The sequence below is a fragment of the Sphingomonas sp. NPDC092440 genome (assembly GCF_044754985.1).
Taxonomy (GTDB): domain Bacteria; phylum Pseudomonadota; class Alphaproteobacteria; order Sphingomonadales; family Sphingomonadaceae; genus Sphingomonas.
Genome location: NZ_JBIVQA010000018.1, coordinates 1 through 17,918, shown reverse-complemented (window position 1 = coordinate 17,918; position 17,918 = coordinate 1). Strand labels below are relative to the sequence as shown.

Below are 17,918 nucleotides of genomic sequence, written 5' to 3'. Positions count from 1 at the left end.
AAATGAAATTCACGCATTTGCTGAGCGCGACAGCGCTCGCAGGGTCGTTGCTGACTCTTCCATCCGTCGCATTCGCACAGACCAAGCCGGCACCCGCGCCGTCGCCCACCAACATCACGCCGGAAGGCGAGCCGCAGACCGGCGAGACGATCATCGTCACCGGGTCGCGCATCGCCCGGCCCGAATATGAGGGCACGCTTCCCGGCGTCCAGGTGAGTGCGCAGACGATCGACTCGCGCGGCTTCACCAACGCGCTCGAGGCGGTCAACGACATCCCGCTGGTCGGCAACGGCGCCAGCCCCCTCAACGGCAACAATGGCGGACAGACCGCCAGCCTGGGCGCCGCCTTTGTCGACCTGCTCGACCTGGGCACCGCGCGCACGCTGACGCTGGTCAACGGCCGCCGCTTCGTGTCGGGCAACGCCGCGTCGCTGTTCGTCGCCGGCAACGAGACCGGCAGCCAGGTCGACGTGAACGTCATCCCCTCCACGCTGATCCAGCGCATCGACATCCTCACCGTCGGCGGTGCCGCGGCCTATGGCGCCGACGCGGTCGCGGGCGTGGTCAACTATGTCCTGCGCACCGATTATGAGGGCTATCAGGTCCGTGCCGTCTCGGGCATTTCCGAGCGCGGCGACGCGCCGCAATATCAGCTCAGCGCGCTCGCCGGCTGGAACCTGTTCGACGGCCGCGCGAACGTCATGCTCTCGGCCGAATACAGCCGCAACGACGGCCTGCAGGCAATTTCCCGCGACTTCCGCAACGCGCGCCCGGGCAGCTACACCAACCCGTTCAACGGCGGCATCCGCAACCCGAACTTCGCCGGCACCGCGGTGATCGACGTCACCAATCTGAACAATGGCGCGTTCCTGCGCGCATCGGACGACGGCCAGCCCTCCACGCTCTTCGGCATGGGCCTGGTCACGCAGACGCTCAGCTATGCCGGCACCGTGCTGAACGTGAACAGCACCACCTTCTACACGGCCAACACCCCGATCACGCAGACGGTGAATGGCGAACTGCGCACCAGCAACTACATCACCCTGGCGAACGGCGTGGCGCCGGTCGGCTTCGCGATCACCGCGACGACCCCCTCGGGCGCGCGCACCACGATCACGACTCCCAACAACGGCAACTGGACCACGACCGGCCAGATCATCTCCGGCACGCCGGGCGTCGGCCTGAGCTACAATAACGGCACGACGATCGGTAACCTGTCGTCGAACGGCCTCAACGGCCGCACCACCCAGGCGACCAACGTTCCGTTCACCACCTTCGCGCCGACCGCGCTGCCCAGCAACGTCACTTCGGCCCAGGTGCTGGCGGCCTATGGCGTCACCGCGCCCACCGGCTCGACCGCGGCGCAGCAGACGGCGATCGCCGTCAACCTGCTCCAGGCCAACCGCTTCACCGCGCGCGAATTCCTGGCCGCGAACCCGGCCACCAACCTCAACTATTTCATCGGCACCTTCGCGCCGGACGTGCCGCGCATCGCCAACACCGACACCTCGCTGGTGAACGTGAAGGTCAACGGCTCGACCGTGCAGGTGCCGGTGAACCAGGTCCTGCCCTATGTGGCCGTGCCGCTCGAGTTCAACGATGACGGTTCGCTGCACGCCTACACCTTCTCGGGCGCGATCACCGGCAATGCGCCGCTCACCGTCGGCGCCTCGCGCGGCGGCAATGGCGGCTTCACCCGCAGCCTCGAGAACACGGTGCTGCGCACGCAGCAGGACCGCTATGTGTTCAACGCCAATGCCCGCATGGAGCTGTTCGACGGGGTCACCTTCTTCACCGAGAACACCTATGCGAACATCCTGAACCGGTCGCTCGGCAACATCTCGGGCGCGCAGAACTTCCTGACCACGACGCAGGAAAATGCCGCGCTGATGGTCAACTACAACAACCCCTATCTGACGGCGCAGAACCGCGCGGTGCTGACCCAGGTCGGAATCACGCCCTCGGCGACCAACAAGGGCAATTTCCTGATCACGCGCCAGAACCAGGATATCTTCGGCGCCAATCCCTACACCAACCGCCAGGAGACCTATCGCGTCGCCGCGGGCCTCGAATCGAAGTTCGAGCTGCTCGGAAAGTCGTGGAATGCCGAGATTTCGGCGACCTATGGCAATTCGAAGCAGAACACCCGTTCCTGGGGCATCGCCGACGTCGAATATCAGCTCGCGCTCGACGCCGTAGATCAGGGCCAGGCCACCGGCGGCCCGGCGAACGGCAACATCGTCTGCCGCGCGCAGCTCTTCCCGAACGAGTATCTCGGCAAGACCCCGATCGGCACGGCGGAGAACATCACCCGCGTGGCCGGCTCCGACGGGCTGCCCACCGAAGTGCTCGTCACGCCCACGATCACCCAGGCGATGATCAACGCGTGCAAGCCGCTCAATCCGTTCGGCTACAACCAGATGTCCGATGCGTCGAAGGCCTATGTCATGAGCCCGTCGCTGTTCCGCAATTTCTCGGAGCAGACGTTCGTGCAGGCATCGGTCGGCGGCGGCCTGTTCGACCTGCCGGCCGGTACGCTGCAGGTCAACATGAACGGCGAATATCGTCGCGATCACATGAAGTTCTCGACCAACGAACTGAACCGCCTGGGCCGTTCGCGTTCGGCACCGTCGGCGAACACCGACGCGTTCACCGAGACCTATGAGTTCGGCGGCGAAGCGGCGGTTCCGATCACCGGCTCGGATTTCCTCAGCTTCCTCGGCAAGCTGGAGTTCAACCCGGGCTTCCGCATGACCAAGCAGAGCGGCCAGGCGCAGACCTATCGCAACCTGGCGGGCAACGTGATCACCCCGAGCACGCAGGGCAAGTGGAACACCATCTACTCGCTCGGCGGCACCTGGGCGCCGGTGCGCGACATCCTGTTCCGCGGCAACTACACCAAGTCGGTGCGCCAGCCCTCGATCGTCGAGCTGTTCCTCGGCGGCCAGCCGGTGTTCACCACCCCGACCGACTATTGCAGCCCGGCGAACATCGATTCGGGCGCCGTCCCGGGGACTCGCCGCGCCAATTGCGTGAAGGCCGCGATCGCCAATGGCAACGCGACCGACACGGCGTCGGCCACGACGTTCCTCGCGGGATTCTCGCCGGCAGGCGCCGGTCTGCAGGGCACCTATTCGGGTGCGCCGAACCTGCGTCCGGAACGCGGCACCAGCTGGACGATCGGCACGGTGCTCCGGCCGCGCTGGGTCCCGGGGCTCACGCTGTCGGCGGACTTCTTCAACCTCCGCCTCGACGACACGATCGTCCCGGTCGGCCTCGCGACCATCGTGCAGACCTGCTACGACAGCCCGACCTATCCGGATCCGTCGCCGTCGGTGGGCGTGAACACCTGCAAGCAGTTCTCGCGTGACAGCGGCTTCCAGATCCAGAACGGCTACCAGGCCGGCTTCCTGAATCTGGGCGCGATCAAGATCAAGGCAGTCAACTTCTCGGGCGACTACACGCTGAACCTGGGCTCGGACAAGCTCATCCTTCACGGCAACGCCTATTACCTGATCAACTACGACACCTCGTCATCGGGCAATTTCGACGACACCCAGGCGAGCGCGGGCAGCCGTGCGCGTCCGTCGCTGAAGACCCAGTTCTCGATGCGCTACGAGCATGACGGCATCTACGGCCAGGTCACCTGGAACCGTGAATCGCCCACGCGCATCTTCTCGAGCGGCCTGCCGGCGACGAACGAGCAATATCCGTACACGCGCTATCCGACGGTGAACAACATCGACATGGCGCTGGGCATGGATATCGACAAGAGCTTCCGCTTGCAGCTCGCCGTCTCGAATCTGCTCGACCAGACCACGGTCGGCGATCTCGGCTATCGCTTCGCGGACTATTACGACCAGATCGGCCGTCGCTACAAGATCACGGCGACGACCCGCTTCTGATCCGATCCGACCAACTATCGGGGCCGCCTCTAACCAGGCGGCCCTTTTTTATGCCCAGATCCGGTCGTAGCGCCCGCCGAGCCCGGTCAGCAGCTCATATTGCGAGAGGCCGCTCAGTGCCGCCGTCTCGGGCAGGCCATAGGATATCGCCACCCAGTCGCCCTCGCAAAGCCCGGGGAGCGCCGTCACGTCGATCGCGGTCAGGTCCATCGAGACGCGGCCGAGCACCGGCAAGGCAACCGCTCCGGCCATCGCCGAGCCCTTGCCGGAGAAGCAGCGCAGATAGCCGTCGGCATAGCCGAGGTTGAGGATCGCCACTTCGGTATCGGCGGGCGCGGTCCAGGTCGCATTATATCCCACGCTGTCGCCGGCACGGACCCGGCGGCGCTGGAGGATCTGCGCTTCCGGCGTCGCGACCTGGCGGATCGCGTCGTGCCCGGGCCGCTGCCGGCCGCCATAGAGCGCGATGCCCGGCCGGGTGAGATCGAAGGCATAGCCGGCCCCCAGCGCGATTCCCGCCGAATTGGCCAGGCTCATGCGCTTCGCCTGCGTCCGTCCCTTGAGCGCCGCGAAGGCCGCAAGCTGCCGGGCGTTGAGCGGCACATCCTCGTCGGCCGAGACGAGGTGGCTCATCAGCGTCTCGATCGCCAGCCCGTCGAGCAGCCCCGCGCCGATCTCGTCGGCCGAAACGCCCAGCCGGTTCATGCCGGTATCGACCATCACGTCGCAGGGCCGCCCCGTCGGCTTCCAGCGCATCACCTGCTCCGCCGTGCTCAGCACCGGCCGCGCATGGGGCGCGTCGAGCGGATCCTCCGCCCGCGCGCCGTGCAGCACCGAGACCGCGACGCCGAGATCCGCCAGCGCCGCCGCCTCGGCCCAGGTCGCCACGAAGAAGTCGCGGCATCCCGCCTCGGCCAGGCGCGCCGCCACGTCGCGCGCACCAAGGCCATAGCCGTTCGCCTTGATCGCCGCGCCGCAGGCGGCGGTGCCGCTGAGCTTGGCCAGGTGCCGCCAGTTCGAGACGAGCGCGGCACCGTCGAGCCGCAGGCGCAGGGGAGCAGTCATCCCCCAGCGGTTAGGAGCTGCGCCCGGTCCCCGCAATGGCCGTTGCGGGGGATGGGTATGCCCTCAGTGCCTCGCCCGGCGCGGCGGGACCGTCTCCTGCAGGCCCAGCAGCGTCACCACCAGCGCCATCGCCACCACGGCGATGGTGTACCACAGTCCCGCATAGGGATCGCCGGTGCGCGCGACGATATACTGGCTGATGAAGGGCAGGAAGCCGCCGAAATAGCCGGTGCCCAGATGATAGGGGATCGACATGGACGAATAGCGGATCCGGCTCGGGAACATCTCGCTGAGCAGGGCGGCGACCGGGCCATAGGTCGCGCCGGCCAGCGCCATCAGCCCCAATATCGCCAGCACGATCACCGCCATGTTGCCCGCCGACGGCACGATGCGCTCCAGCCGGTAGCCGGCCGCGGCCAGCGCGGCGTCGAGCCCGGCGGGGCTGGCATCCGCCACCGGCACGCCGCCGATCGTCACCACCACCGCCTCGGCCCGGTCGGTCTTGTAGGCGATGCCCTTCTTCGAGAGCTGGTCGAGGATCCGGCCACAGGCGTCAACCTGCTTGGCGGCAAAGGGATCATAGGCGCAGTCGGGTCCCCGCACGACCACCGGGGTGCGCTTCGCCGCCTCCGCCAGCTCGGGATTGGCCGCGCTGCCGATCGCCCAGAACAGCGGGAACAGCAGCACCAGCGTCAGCGCATAGCCGATCACGATCGGCTTCTTGCGCCCGATCCGGTCGGAAAGGTGGCCGAACAGGATGAAGAAGCCGCATCCCGCCAGCGCCGAGCCGCCGCAGATCAGCTGCGCGGTGGTCGGGTCCATCCGCATCGGCCCGGTGAGGAAGGAGAGCACCGAGAACATCGAGGTGTACCAGATCACCGTCAGCCCCGCCGCGATGCCGAACAGCGCGACGAAGAGCCGGGGCAGGTTGCCGGGATAGGTGAAGCTCTCGACGAAGGGGTTGCTCGCCGTCTCGCCGGCGTCCTTGATCGCCTTGAACACCGGGCTCTCGGAGAGCTTCAGGCGCATCCACAAGGACACGGCGAGCAGCAGGATCGAGAAGAGGAAGGGCAGGCGCCAGCCCCATGCCGCCCAGGTCGCGGCGGGCATCGGCGCCTTGAAGGCGAGCACCACCGCCAGGCTCAGAATGAAGCCGCCGACCACGCTCGCCTGGATGAAGCTGGTGTGGAAGCCGGCGCGCCCGCCCGGCGAATGCTCGGCGACATAGATCGCCGCACCGCCATATTCGCCGCCCAGCGCCAGCCCCTGCGCCACGCGCATCAGCAGGATCAGCAGCGGCGCCGCGATGCCGATCGCGGCATAGCTCGGCACCAGGCCGATGCCGGCGGTGGCCAGGCCCATCACGGTGATGGTGACGAGGAACGTGTATTTCCGTCCCATCCTGTCGCCCAGATAGCCGAACAGCACCGCGCCCAGCGGCCGGAAACCGAAGCCGACCGCGAACGCCGCCCAGGCGAGCAGGCTCGCCAGCACGTCGTTGCCCGCGGGGAAGAAAGTGTGCTGCAGGATGCCGGTGGCGGTCAGCGTGCCCCAGATGAAGAAGTCATACCATTCGAAGATGGTGCCCAGCGACGACGCGCCGATCACCAGCCGGATATCCTTGCCCGTCGGCTCCGCCATTGGGTCCCCTCCCATGATTTGCGCGCGAGCTTAGCGGCTCGCAAGGGCGCGGCAAGACGGGTGCCGCCTCATCGCCACACCAGCATCGCCACCGCCGCCGCGCCCATCACCAGCGTCGCCGCCCAGCCGAACCAGAGCAGCGGGCCGTGGATACGGAAGGCGCCCATCACGCCGCGGCGCGTCGCGATCACCATCATCACCGCCATGATCGGCACCGCCGCGAAGCCATTGACCACCGCGCTCCAGAACAGCGCCTGGATCGGCGGGATGCCCGACCAGTCGAGCCCGATGCCGAGCAGGGTCGCCAGCGCGATCACCCCGTAAAAGCCCGGCGCATCCTTCACCTTGTATTCCAGCCCGCAGCGCCAGCCGCGCGCGTCGCCCACGGCAAAGGCCGCCGATCCGGCCAGCACGGGCACTGCGAGCAGCCCGGTGCCGATGATGCCGATCGCGAACAGCGCGAAGGCGAAATTGCCCGCCACCGGCTTCAGCGCCTGGGCGGCGTCGGCGGCGGTGTCGATCCTGGTCACGCCCTGCACGTGCAGCGTCGCGGCCGTCGCCACGATGATCGCCAGCGCGATCAGGTTGGAGAAGGCCATGCCGATGAAAGTGTCGATCCGCATCCGCCGGATCTCGCCGGGCGCCTGCTCCGGCGCTTCCGTCAGCGGCCGGGCTTCGTCATCGTCATCCACTTCCTCCACTTCCTGCGCGGCCTGCCAGAAGAAGAGATAGGGGCTGATCGTGGTGCCGAAGATCGCCACCACCGTGGCGATCGCCTGGGGCCCGTCGATCCGGGGCACCACCAGCCCCGTCGCGGCGGCGGCCCAGTCGACATGCACCACCAGCATCACCGCGACATAGGCGAACAGCGACAAGGTCAGCCATTTCAGCACGTGCGCATAGCGATGATAGGAAATGAAGACCTGTAACGTGAGGCAGAGCAGCGCGAAGAAGATCGTGAACCCATGGTCGCCCCAACCCAGGACCAGCTGCGCCGCGTCGCCCATCGCGGCGATGTCGGCGCCGATGTTGATCGTGTTGGCGACGAACAGGATCGCGACGAGCAGGGTGAGCAGCCAGCCGGGCAGCACCTCGCGCATGTTGCGGGCCAGTCCGCGCCCGGTCACCCGGCCGATATGCGCGCTCACCAGCTGCACCGCCGTCATCAGCGGATAGGTGAGCACCATCGTCCACATCAGCCCATAGCCGAATTGCGCGCCGGCCTGGGAATAGGTGGCGATGCCGCTGGGATCGTCGTCCGCCGCGCCGGTGATCAGGCCCGGGCCCAGCTTCTTCGCGACCGAGCTGTCTTGTTGTCTGCTGGCGGTCATGCGGGCTCCGGCATCGTGGCGAACGCGCGATGCTATCAGATAGCGCGCGATCCCGAACCAACCCAGATCGATGCGCCCGGGCCGCACCGATCCGGACCGAATGCCGATTGCGCAGGCGCGACTTACGCGGGAGCCTCCCGGCGGTTCGCCTCAGGGGACGCGAGCCGCAAAAGGGGAGTGCCTATGTCTGGAGACAATCCGAGCTTTCCGATCAGCACCTGTGCCGCAAGCTGGTTCGACAGCGCGCACGCGCTGCACCTCCGCGTCTATTCGAGCGACGGCTACACGATCAGCGAGCGCTGCAACGACGGCAATGGCTGGACCGCCGGCGCCACCTTTCCCGGCTCGCAGGCCTCGGTGACGGTCTGGCAGGATTCGCAGGGCGAACACATCCGCCTCTATGTGACCAACCAGAACGTCACGACCGAATATTGCAACGACGCGGGCACCCAGGGCTGGACCAAGGGCGCCTATACCCAGCCCTGAACCGTGCCGCGGCCGGGCCTCAGTCCAGGTTCGGCCGCAGCCAGCGTGTCGCCTGCTCCAGGTCGACGCCGCGCCGCCCGGCATAGTCCGCAAGCTGGTCCTGCCCGATCCGTGCCACGCCGAAATATTCGGCCTGGGGATGGCCGAAATAAAAGCCGGAGACCGCCGCGGTGGGCAGCATCGCAAAGCTCTCGGTCAGCGAGATGCCGGTGCGCTTGTGCGCGTCGAGCATCTTGAACAGGATCGGCTTCAGGCTGTGCTCGGGGCAGGCCGGATAGCCCGGCGCCGGGCGGATGCCGCGATAGTCTTCCCTGATCAGCGCTTCGTTGGTCAGCTGCTCGCCCTCGGCATAGCCCCAGAGCGAGGTGCGGACGAACTGGTGCAGCCGCTCGGCAAACGCCTCGGCCAGGCGATCGGCCAGCGCCTTGAGCAGGATGTCGCTATAATCGTCGATCGCATTCTTGAAGCGCGCAAGATGCGGCTCGATGCCGTGGATGCCCACCGCGAAGCCGCCGATCCAGTCGCCCTGCGTATCGATGAAATCGGCCAGGCACATGTTCGCCCGGCCCTCGCGCTTGGCGATCTGCTGGCGCAGCATCGGCAGCGTGACATGCTCCTCGTCGCCGACATGGACGATGATGTCGTCGCCCCCATTGCTCATGTCTCGGCGGCACGGCCACAGCCCGGCGACGCCGCGCGCGGTCAGCCATTTCTCGTCGACGATCCGGTCGAGCATCTTCTGCGCGTCGGCGAACAGGCTGGTCGCGCTCTCGCCGACCACCTTGTCCTCCAGGATCGCCGGATAATTGCCGGCCAGCTCCCAGGCGCGGAAGAAGGGCGTCCAGTCGATATAGCCGCGCAGGTCCTTCAGGTCCCAGTCGGGGAAGTCGTGCACGCCCGGCATGCGCGGCTTGCCCGGCTTGAGGCGCATGTCCGCCTCGAACGCATTGTCGCGGGCCTTGGCGAGCGGCAGCAGCTCGCTCTGCCCGCGCCCGGCCCGCGCCTGGCGGACCTGCTCATATTCGGCCGCGACCTTGGCGACATAGTCGTCGCGCTGGGTATCCGAGACGAGCGCGGTCGCCACGCCCACCGCGCGGCTGGCGTCCAGCACGTGCACCACCGGGCCGGTATAGGCCGGCTCGATGCGCAGCGCCGTGTGGACACGGCTGGTGGTCGCGCCGCCGATCAGCAGCGGCATCGTCATCTGCGCGCGCTGCATCTCCTCGGCGACGGTGACCATCTCGTCGAGCGACGGCGTGATCAGGCCGGACAGGCCGATCATGTCCGCGTCATTCTCGTTGGCGGCCTCGAGGATCTTGGACCAGGGCACCATCACGCCGAGATCGACCACGTCGAAGCCGTTGCACTGCAGCACCACGCCGACGATGTTCTTGCCGATATCGTGGACGTCGCCCTTCACGGTGGCCATCACCACCTTGCCCTTGCCCTTGGCGCCGGGCTCCTTCGCCGCCTCGATGAAGGGCAGCAGATGCGCCACCGCCTTCTTCATCACGCGCGCGGACTTCACCACCTGCGGCAGGAACATCTTGCCCGAGCCGAACAGGTCGCCGACCACGTTCATCCCGTCCATCAACGGCCCTTCGATCACTTCGATCGGCCGGGCGAAGGCGAGGCGGCACTCCTCGGTATCCTCGACGACATACATGTCGATGCCCTTGACCAGCGCATGCTCGAGCCGCTTCTTCACGTCCCAGCCGCGCCACTCCGCCGCCTGCTTCTCGGCGACCGCATCGGTGCCCTTGAACTTCTCGGCGAGCGCGACGAGCCGGTCGCCGGCCTCGGGATCCTTGTTGAGGATCACGTCCTCGCAGGCCTGGCGCAACTCCGGCTCGATCTGGTCATAGACGTCGAGCTGGCCGGCATTGACGATCGCCATGTCCATGCCCGCCGGGATGGCATAATAGAGGAACACCGAGTGCATCGCCTTGCGCACCGGCTCGTTGCCGCGGAACGAGAAGCTCAGGTTCGAGAGGCCCCCCGAGATGTGGCAATGCGGGCAGCGCTGCTTGATCTCGCGCGTCGCCTCGATGAAGTCGACGCCGTAATTGTTGTGCTCCTCGATGCCCGTCGCCACCGCGAAGACGTTGGGATCGAAGATGATGTCCTCCGGCGGGAAGCCGATGCCGACCAGCAGCTTGTAGGCGCGCTCGCAGATCTCGATCTTGCGCGCCTGGGTGTCGGCCTGGCCGGTCTCGTCGAACGCCATGACGACCACGGCGGCGCCGTACGCCATGCACTTGCGCGCATGCTCGAGGAACTGGTCGACGCCTTCCTTCATGCTGATCGAGTTGACGATCGGCTTGCCCGAGACGCATTTCAGCCCCGCCTCGATCACGTCCCATTTGGACGAGTCGATCATCACCGGCACGCGCGCGATATCGGGCTCGGCGGCGATGAGCTTGAGGAAGGTGGTCATCGCCTCATGCGCGTCGAGCAGGCCCTCGTCCATGTTGACGTCGATCACCTGCGCGCCGTTCTCGACCTGCTGGCGCGCGACCTCCACGGCCCTGGCATAGTCGCCGGCCATGATGAGCTTCTTGAACGCCGCCGAGCCGGTGACGTTGGTGCGCTCGCCGACATTGACGAAGCTGGTGGAGGAGGAAGTGTTGGTCATTGCTCTTTTCTGTTCAAAGGTTCAGCCCGCAAGCGGGCGCGCCAGCACCACGTCGTCGAAAAGCTGCCCGCCCACGTCGAAGCGGCGCTCGCCCATCGGCACGAAACCCTGCTTGCGGTAGAAGCCGAGCGCGCGGGCATTGTGCGCATAGACGCCGAGCAGCAGCCGCGCATGCCCGGCCGCGCCGGCCACCGCCGCCGCCATCAGCGCCGCGCCCGCGCCCGAACCGTGGAACCGGGAAAGCAGGTAGATGCGCTTCAACTCGATATCGCCCGGCCCGGCGCCGGGCAGGTCGGGCGTGGCGAGCTGCGCGAAGCCGACCGGCGCGCCGCCCGGCGCCGCCTCCAGGATCCAGGCCCGGCTGCCCTTCGCGAAATAGTCGGCGAAGCGCTCGGCCGCATAGGCATTGGCGCAATGCGCGACGATCGCATCGCCGGGCAGCACGCCCGCGAAAGTCTCGAGGAACGTGGCGCCCGCCACCAGCGACAGCGCGGCGACGTCGCCCGTGCCGGCCTCGCGGACCTGCCATGCCTGCGCCCCGGCCATGCTCATGCCCCCATGGTGAAGGGCTCGAGCCCGGCCAGCCGCGTCCGCACCTCCGGCGTCGGGAGCGGCCGGGCGGGCAGGCCCGCCACGGCCTTCGCGATCGCGCCGATATGCGCGGGCGTCGATCCGCAGCAGCCGCCCAGGATGTTCACCTGCCCCGCATCCGCCCATTCCTTGACCAGCCCCGCCGTCGTCTCGGGCAGTTCGTCATAGGCGCCCAGCTCGTTGGGCAGGCCGGCGTTCGGATAGACCATGATCAGCGTGTCGCAGAGCGCCGACAGCGTCTTGACGTGCGGGCGCAGCTGCTCGGCGCCGAACGAGCAGTTGAGCCCGATCGTCACCGGCCGCGCATGGCGCACCGCGTGCCAGAAGGCCTCCACCGTATGGCCGGAAAGGTTGCGTCCGCTCAGGTCGGTCAGCGTCATCGACAGCATGATCGGCAAGTCGCGGCCCAGCGCCTCCCCCGCCTCGATCGCCGCCATGATTCCGGCCTTGGCGTTGAGCGTGTCGAACACCGTCTCGATCAGCACGAAGTCGATCCCGCCTTCGACCAGCGCGTCGATCTGCTCGCGATACACGTCCTTCAGATAGTCGAAGTCGATCTCGCGATAGCCGGGATCGTTGACGTCGGGGCTCAGCGACAGCGTCTTGTTGGTCGGCCCCAGCGCGCCCGCCACGAAGCGCGGGCGGCCGTCCCTGGCCTCGAACTCGTCGGCGATCGAGCGGGCCAGCCGGGCGCTCTCCACATTGATCTCGCGCACCAGATGCTCGGCGCCGTAATCGGCCTGGCTGATGCGGTTGGCCGAGAAGGTGTTGGTCTCCGCAATGTCCGCCCCCGCCTCGAAATAGGCGCGGTGAATCGATGCCGGCACCTCGGGCATGGTCAGCGCGAGGATGTCGTTATTGCCCTTCTGGTCGTGGCCCAGCCCCAGATCGCCGGCATAGGCGGCCTCGTCGAGCTTCCAGTTCTGGATCTCGGTGCCGAACGCCCCGTCGGTGATCAGGATGCGCCTGGCGGCTTCGGCCAGCAGTTTCTCGCGTGCAGTCATTTCAGCTTCCTTTCCCTCCGCCATTGCTCCCCTTCCGCTTGCGGGAGGGGCCGGGGGAGGGCCTGTAGTCTTCGGCGGGAGGGACAGCCCCTCCCCTAGCCCCTCCCGCAAGCGGAAGGGGAACAAGGAAATCTACGCCGCCACCTTCGGCCGCACGCCCAGCAGGTGGCAGATCGCGTAGCTCAGCTCGGCCCGGTTGAGCGTGTAGAAGTGGAACTGGCGCACCCCGCCGGCATAGAGCTTGCGGCACAGCTCCGCCGCCAGCGTCGCCGCCACCAGCTGGCGGGCGGCGGGATGATCGTCCAGCCCCTCGAACAGCCGCTCCATCCAGCCCGGCACCTGGGTGCCGCACATGCCCGACATGCGCACCACGCTGGCGAAGCTCATCACCGGCATGATGCCCGGCACGATCTCCGCGTCGATCCCCGCCTTGGCCGCATCGTCGCGGAAGCGCAGGAAGGTCTCGGGCTCGAAGAAGAACTGGGTGATCGCCCGGGTCGCGCCCGCGTCGATCTTGCGCTTCAGATTGTCGAGGTCCGCCACCTGGGTCGGCGAATCCGGATGGCATTCGGGATAGGCCGCAACCGAGATCTCGAAGGGGTGCAGCCGGCGCAGCCCTGCCACCAGGTCCGCGGCATTCTCATAGCCGCCGGGATGGGTGCTGTACTTCTCGCCCGCCCGGGGCGGATCGCCGCGCAGCGCCACGATGTGGCGCACGCCGGCCGCCCAATAGTCGCGCGCGACCTGGTCGATCTCCTCCCGGGTCGCCTCGACGCAAGTAAGGTGCGCCGCCGCCGGGATCGCCGTCTCGCGCGCGATCCGCGCCACCGTGTTATGGGTGCGCTCGCGCGTCGTGCCGCCGGCGCCATAGGTGACCGAGACGAAGCGCGGGTCGAGCGGCTTCAGCGTCTCGATCGATTCCCACAGCGTCTCCTCCATCTTCTCCGTCTTTGGCGGGAAGAATTCGAAGCTCACATCGATATCGCCCGCCACGTCCGCGAACAGCGGCGCCGCCAGCGGGTCCAGAATAGTCATGCGGCCCTCACCTTTTCATTCACCTGGCCGGTCTTGCGACCCAGCCACAATTTCACCGTCAGCTCGCCGCCCTCCAGCGTTTCCACCTTCACCGGCGCGAGCCCATGCGCCTCGAACCAGCCGAGCACCTGCTCGTCGGAGAAGCCCAGCCGCGTATGCGCGTCCTTCTGCCGCAGCTCCTCGCGCTCGTGCGGGGCGAAATCGGCGATGAGCAGCCGCCCGCCCGGCGCCAGTACCCGCGCCGCCTCGCCGATCGCGGCGCCCGGCTGCTGCGCAAAGTGGAGGACATGGTGCAGGATCGCGAGGTCCGCCCCGCCGTCCTGCAACGGCAGCGCATAAAGGTCCGCCTGCCGCAGCTCGGCATTGGCCAGCCCCTGCTCGGAAAGCTTGGCGCGCGCAAGACGCAGCATCTCGCTCGACCGGTCGATCCCCAGCGCGCGCTCGGCCCGCGGCGCGAACAGCTCGAGCATGCGCCCGGTGCCGGTGCCGATATCGACAAGATAGCCGACCGCCGCATCCCCCAGCGCCGCGGCCATCGCCGCCTCGACTTCGCTCTCGGCGACGTGGAGCGAGCGGATCGCGTCCCATTCGCCGGCATTGTTCTCGAACCAGTCCGCCGCCGCGCTCGCCCGGTCCGCCCGCACCGCGGCGAGCCGCGCCTCGTCGGCGACCATCCAGTGATCGACTTCGTTCCAGGCATCGAGCGCGGCGAGCATCGGCTGCACCCTGGCCGGGGCGCCCAGGCCGACGAATACCCAGCTGCCCTCCTTGCGCCGCTCGAGCAGCCCGGCGTCGCACAATATCTTCACATGGCGCGAGACGCGCGGCTGGCTCTGCCCCAGCACCTGCGCCAGCTCGCCCACGCTCAGCTCCATCGAGCGGACCAGCGCGAGGATGCGCAGCCGCGTCGAATCGGCAAGGGCACGGAAGATGGCGAGGGCGTTCTGCACGGCGGTTATAGATATAAAGATATCTTTATATGCGGTCAACGCACCGCATGCGCCTTGCGCGCGAGTCACTCCCTCGGTTAGCCCTTGCCCGAACATTCCGGCAAAGGGGACGCATCCATGCGCAAGGCGCTCATCCTCCCGCTCGCGGCCGTCGCGCTGCTCGGGCTTTCGGCCTGCGGCAACAAGGCGAAGAACGAAGCGGCCGAGGCCAATGAAGCGGTCGCGGGCGACAGCAACACCATGGGCGAGGCGGTGGGCGACGTGAACGCCGCCGAGAATGCGGCGTTCGGCGCCGCCGAGAGCAATTACGACCAGGCCGTGCCGGTCGGCAATGCCGCCGGCGAAGGTTCGGGCGACGAGATCACCGACTGATCCATGCGGCTCGCCCCTCTCCTCCTCCTGCTCGCCCTCGCCGCCTGCGGCCGCGGCGGATCCGATGACGCACAGGGTGGTTTGAGCACAGGCGAGTCCCGCCAGCTCGACGCAGCGGCGGCCGCGATCGACGTGAATGCCAGCCAGTCCAACGGAGCGGCGGAATGATCAGGCGGGAACTGGGCACGAGCGGCATCGAGACACCGCCACTGATACTGGGCGGCAACGTCTTCGGCTGGACCGCCGACCGGGCGACCAGCTTCGCGGTGCTCGATCGCTTCGCCGAAGCCGGCGGCGCGCTGATCGACACCGCCGATGTCTATTCGGCCTGGGTCCCCGGGCATCGCGGCGGCGAATCCGAGGCGATCATCGGCGAATGGCTCCGCACCTCGGGCAAGCACGGCAAGGTGAAGATCGCCACCAAGGTCGGCATGCTCGACGGCGAGGGCGGCTCGAAGCTGGCGCCCGCGCGCATCGCCGCCGCCTGTGACGCGTCGCTGAAGCGCCTCGGCGTCGAGACGATCGACCTGTATTTCGCGCACCAGGACGACGAGGCGGTGCCGCAGGAAGAAGTGCTCGCCGCTTTCGACAGGCTGATCCGGGCCGGCAAGGTCCGGGCGATCGGCGCGTCGAACTTCCATGCCGCCCGCCTCAAGTCCGCGCTCGACATCGCCACGCGCGACGGCCTGCCGCATTACCGGGCGCTGCAGAACGAGTATAACCTGGTCAGCCGCCACAAGTTCGAAGGCGAGCTGCAGGATCTGTGCGTCGAATATAATATCGGCTGCGTGCCCTATTACGGGCTCGCCTCGGGCTATCTCACCGGCAAGTACCGCTCCGAGGCGGATCTCGGGAAGAGCGTGCGCGGCGGCCGGATGACGGCGTTCATGCAGGGCAAGGGCCCCGCCGTCCTCGCCGCCATGGATGAAGTCGCGGCCGAGACCGGCGCCACTCTCGCCCGGATCGCCCTGGCCTGGGTCGCGGCGCAGCCGGGCGTGACGGCGCCGATCGCCAGCGCGACTTCGCTCGCCCAGGTCGAGGAGCTGGCGGGCAGCTGGGACGTGGCGCTCAGCCGCGCGCAGCTGGACCGGCTGACGGCGGCCGGGGCCTAGCCGGCCGGGCGCTCGGCCAGCCCGGCGATCCATCGGGCATCGTCCGAGGCCAGGCGGCTGCCCATGGCGCACAATATCAGCGTGTTGCGCGCCACCGGCCCGCAGGGCGCGAAGCCGAAGGCGCGGGCGGCATCCTCGGGCGCGATGGTGAAGCCGCGACCGGCGCGCACGCTGAGCAGCGCTTCCTCCAGCTCGTTGCAGTGATCGCGGACCATCAGGCCGGCCGGCTGCGCCGCCAGCACCTGGTCGAACCAGTGCCCGAACACATATTCATATTCGTCATAGGCGATGCACGGCGCCTGGGATAGGCATTCGCGCGTCGGCTGGCCGTCCGGCGCCCCGATCAGCCATAGCGTTTCCTCCGCCACCGCGACGCTTGCGATCGGCGCGGCCACCACGCCGCGATAGGTGATCCCCAGGTCGATCAGGCCGGCGCCGAGCCAGTCGAGGATCTGGTCGTGCGAGCCCGTGCGGAAGACGATGCGCCGGGCCGGCTCGGCGTCGCGGAACAGCCTGGGAGCCAGGCGATAGCGGCCGAAGCCGGTGACGCAGCCGATACGCAGCGGCACGGCCGCCGGGGCCTCGCTGCGGACCTGCTCGGCGGCATGCGCGACCTCGGCGAGCGCCCGGTCGATCGCTTCGTACAGGGCGCGCCCCTCGGGTGTCAGCCGCAGCCGGCGCCCGACCCGTTCGGCAAGCGCCACGCCCGCGTCGCGCTCGAACCGCCGGAAATCGGCATGGATCGACGGCGGCGACCTGCCCTCGATCCGCGCCGCCGCGTTGATCCCGCCCGCGCGGGCGACGGCATGGAAGGCAGCGGCACGGCGCAAGTCGATCTTCATTCCGTTTTTCCGAACGGTGATGGCCAGCCTTACGAATATCGGAACAATCGGAGAAGCGCTATGCCGGCGGGCAAGGGAGAGTGCGCGATGTTGACGATGATTGCGGCGTTCGCGGCCATGCTCGCATCGGGCTTCGCGACACCGGATGCGGCGGTCCGCGCCTATGGCGCCGCAGTCGCGGCGAACGATCCGGCGCAACTGGCGGCCGCGTTCCAGCCGAGCGCGATCATGTACTGCGCCGACGGCGCCGCGATCCGGGCGACGAGCCAGGGCGAATGGAAGCAGCGCATGCGCACCGCCGGGGCGCCCGCCGGCCCGATCGCCACCAGCATCGCCTGGATCGACAGCGGCGCCACCACGGCGGTGGCGCGCGCGGTCGCGGTGCGCGGCCAGACGGAATATGTCGACTATCTGCTGCTCGCCCGGCTGGCCGGGGGCTGGCGGATCGTCGGCAAGGCCTGCGAGGCGGGCGCCCGCCCGGATGCCGCCGCCGACGCGGGCGTGCGGCAGGTCGTCCGCACCAAGCTCGCCGCGGATCGCACCTGGGACGACCGGCTCCTGGCCGAGAGCATCGATCCGCGCGCGCTGGTGATGACGGTCGACGGCGGCGAGCTCGTCGCGGCGACGCTTGGGGAATGGCAGGCGCGCTACGTCGCCCGGAGAGCCGCCTCCAGCGGCAGCCCGGCGGTGCCGACCTCGCTGGTCGTCGACGCGCGCGGCGGCATCGGCACGGCGCGCTGGTCCTTCCGCGGCACCGACGGCAGCGAATGGACCGATCGCGCGCTGATGATCCGAACGCCCCGGGGCTGGCGCATGGTCGCGCTGGCCTTCGCGAAGGAAGCGCCGGGCGCGAACTAGGTTGAGAACCTATATATCTGTTTGAGTTATTGTCGTAATATGTGTGGTAGATGAGTTTGGCGGAGGGGATGGATGTCACGTCATCTGTTTT

Annotated in this window: 14 protein-coding genes; 5 read left to right on the top strand and 9 right to left on the bottom strand. The window is 68.1% G+C overall.

Annotated elements, in window-relative coordinates; genetic code table 11:
- Positions 1-2 precede the first annotated feature (2 nt).
- Positions 3-3,905, top strand: a complete 3,903-nt coding sequence (locus ACIQCS_RS21705) for a TonB-dependent receptor domain-containing protein (protein ID WP_345848700.1) — start codon at positions 3-5, stop codon at positions 3,903-3,905.
- Between the two features lie 48 nt (positions 3,906-3,953).
- Here the strand turns inward: ACIQCS_RS21705 and ACIQCS_RS21700 are convergent, their stop codons facing one another.
- From ACIQCS_RS21700 to ACIQCS_RS21690, 3 genes are all read right to left on the bottom strand, one after another.
- Complete coding sequence (locus ACIQCS_RS21700; protein WP_345848701.1) at positions 3,954-4,970, bottom strand: alanine racemase; 1,017 nt, start codon at positions 4,968-4,970, stop codon at positions 3,954-3,956.
- 63 nt (positions 4,971-5,033) lie between these two features.
- Positions 5,034-6,611 (bottom strand): MFS transporter, encoded by a 1,578-nt coding sequence (locus tag ACIQCS_RS21695; RefSeq protein WP_345848702.1) that lies wholly within the window; start codon positions 6,609-6,611, stop codon positions 5,034-5,036.
- A gap of 68 nt (positions 6,612-6,679) precedes the next feature.
- On the bottom strand, positions 6,680-7,942 hold the full coding sequence (locus ACIQCS_RS21690) for an Nramp family divalent metal transporter (RefSeq protein WP_345848703.1): 1,263 nt from the start codon (positions 7,940-7,942) through the stop codon (positions 6,680-6,682).
- Between the two features lie 183 nt (positions 7,943-8,125).
- On the opposite strand from ACIQCS_RS21690, the gene ACIQCS_RS21685 reads away from it, so the two are divergent.
- Positions 8,126-8,428 carry a hypothetical protein gene (locus tag ACIQCS_RS21685; RefSeq protein WP_345848704.1) on the top strand — a complete coding sequence of 101 codons (303 nt, stop codon included), beginning with the start codon at positions 8,126-8,128 and terminating at the stop codon, positions 8,426-8,428.
- Between the two features lie 19 nt (positions 8,429-8,447).
- On the opposite strand, the gene metH is transcribed toward ACIQCS_RS21685, so the two are convergent.
- From metH to ACIQCS_RS21660, 5 genes are all read right to left on the bottom strand, one after another.
- Positions 8,448-11,063: a methionine synthase gene (metH, locus tag ACIQCS_RS21680; protein ID WP_345848706.1), complete on the bottom strand. Its 2,616-nt coding sequence runs from the start codon at positions 11,061-11,063 to the stop codon at positions 8,448-8,450.
- Positions 11,064-11,084: 21 nt separating this feature from the next.
- The gene (locus ACIQCS_RS21675; RefSeq protein ID WP_345848708.1) at positions 11,085-11,615 is read right to left on the bottom strand and encodes a GNAT family N-acetyltransferase; all 531 of its coding nucleotides are present in this window, start codon (positions 11,613-11,615) and stop codon (positions 11,085-11,087) included.
- Positions 11,612-12,658 carry a homocysteine S-methyltransferase family protein gene (locus tag ACIQCS_RS21670; RefSeq protein WP_345848710.1) on the bottom strand — a complete coding sequence of 349 codons (1,047 nt, stop codon included), beginning with the start codon at positions 12,656-12,658 and terminating at the stop codon, positions 11,612-11,614. The genes ACIQCS_RS21675 and ACIQCS_RS21670 overlap by 4 nt, the downstream gene beginning before the upstream one ends.
- 132 nt (positions 12,659-12,790) lie before the next feature.
- Entirely contained in the window at positions 12,791-13,693 is a 903-nt protein-coding gene (gene metF / locus ACIQCS_RS21665; protein ID WP_345848712.1) for a methylenetetrahydrofolate reductase, read from the bottom strand.
- The gene (locus ACIQCS_RS21660) at positions 13,690-14,643 is read right to left on the bottom strand and encodes a metalloregulator ArsR/SmtB family transcription factor (RefSeq protein ID WP_345848714.1); all 954 of its coding nucleotides are present in this window, start codon (positions 14,641-14,643) and stop codon (positions 13,690-13,692) included. Before ACIQCS_RS21660 ends, metF begins: the two co-directional genes overlap by 4 nt.
- Positions 14,644-14,760: 117 nt before the next feature.
- Here ACIQCS_RS21660 and ACIQCS_RS21655 point away from each other — a divergent pair, with 117 nt between their 5' ends.
- Both ACIQCS_RS21655 and ACIQCS_RS21650 read left to right on the top strand, forming a co-directional pair.
- Complete coding sequence (locus ACIQCS_RS21655; protein WP_280279958.1) at positions 14,761-15,015, top strand: hypothetical protein; 255 nt, start codon at positions 14,761-14,763, stop codon at positions 15,013-15,015.
- A 164-nt stretch (positions 15,016-15,179) separates the two neighbouring features.
- A complete protein-coding gene (locus ACIQCS_RS21650; RefSeq protein ID WP_345848718.1) occupies positions 15,180-16,127 on the top strand; it encodes an aldo/keto reductase in 948 nt (315 codons plus the stop codon).
- On the opposite strand, the gene ACIQCS_RS21645 is transcribed toward ACIQCS_RS21650, so the two are convergent.
- A complete protein-coding gene (locus ACIQCS_RS21645; protein ID WP_345848719.1) occupies positions 16,124-16,969 on the bottom strand; it encodes a LysR family transcriptional regulator in 846 nt (281 codons plus the stop codon). The two genes, ACIQCS_RS21650 and ACIQCS_RS21645, sit on opposite strands and share 4 nt — an antisense overlap.
- Before the next feature lie 87 nt (positions 16,970-17,056).
- On the opposite strand from ACIQCS_RS21645, the gene ACIQCS_RS21640 reads away from it, so the two are divergent.
- Positions 17,057-17,827, top strand: a complete 771-nt coding sequence (locus ACIQCS_RS21640; RefSeq protein WP_345848721.1) for a nuclear transport factor 2 family protein — start codon at positions 17,057-17,059, stop codon at positions 17,825-17,827.
- Positions 17,828-17,918 lie beyond the last annotated feature (91 nt).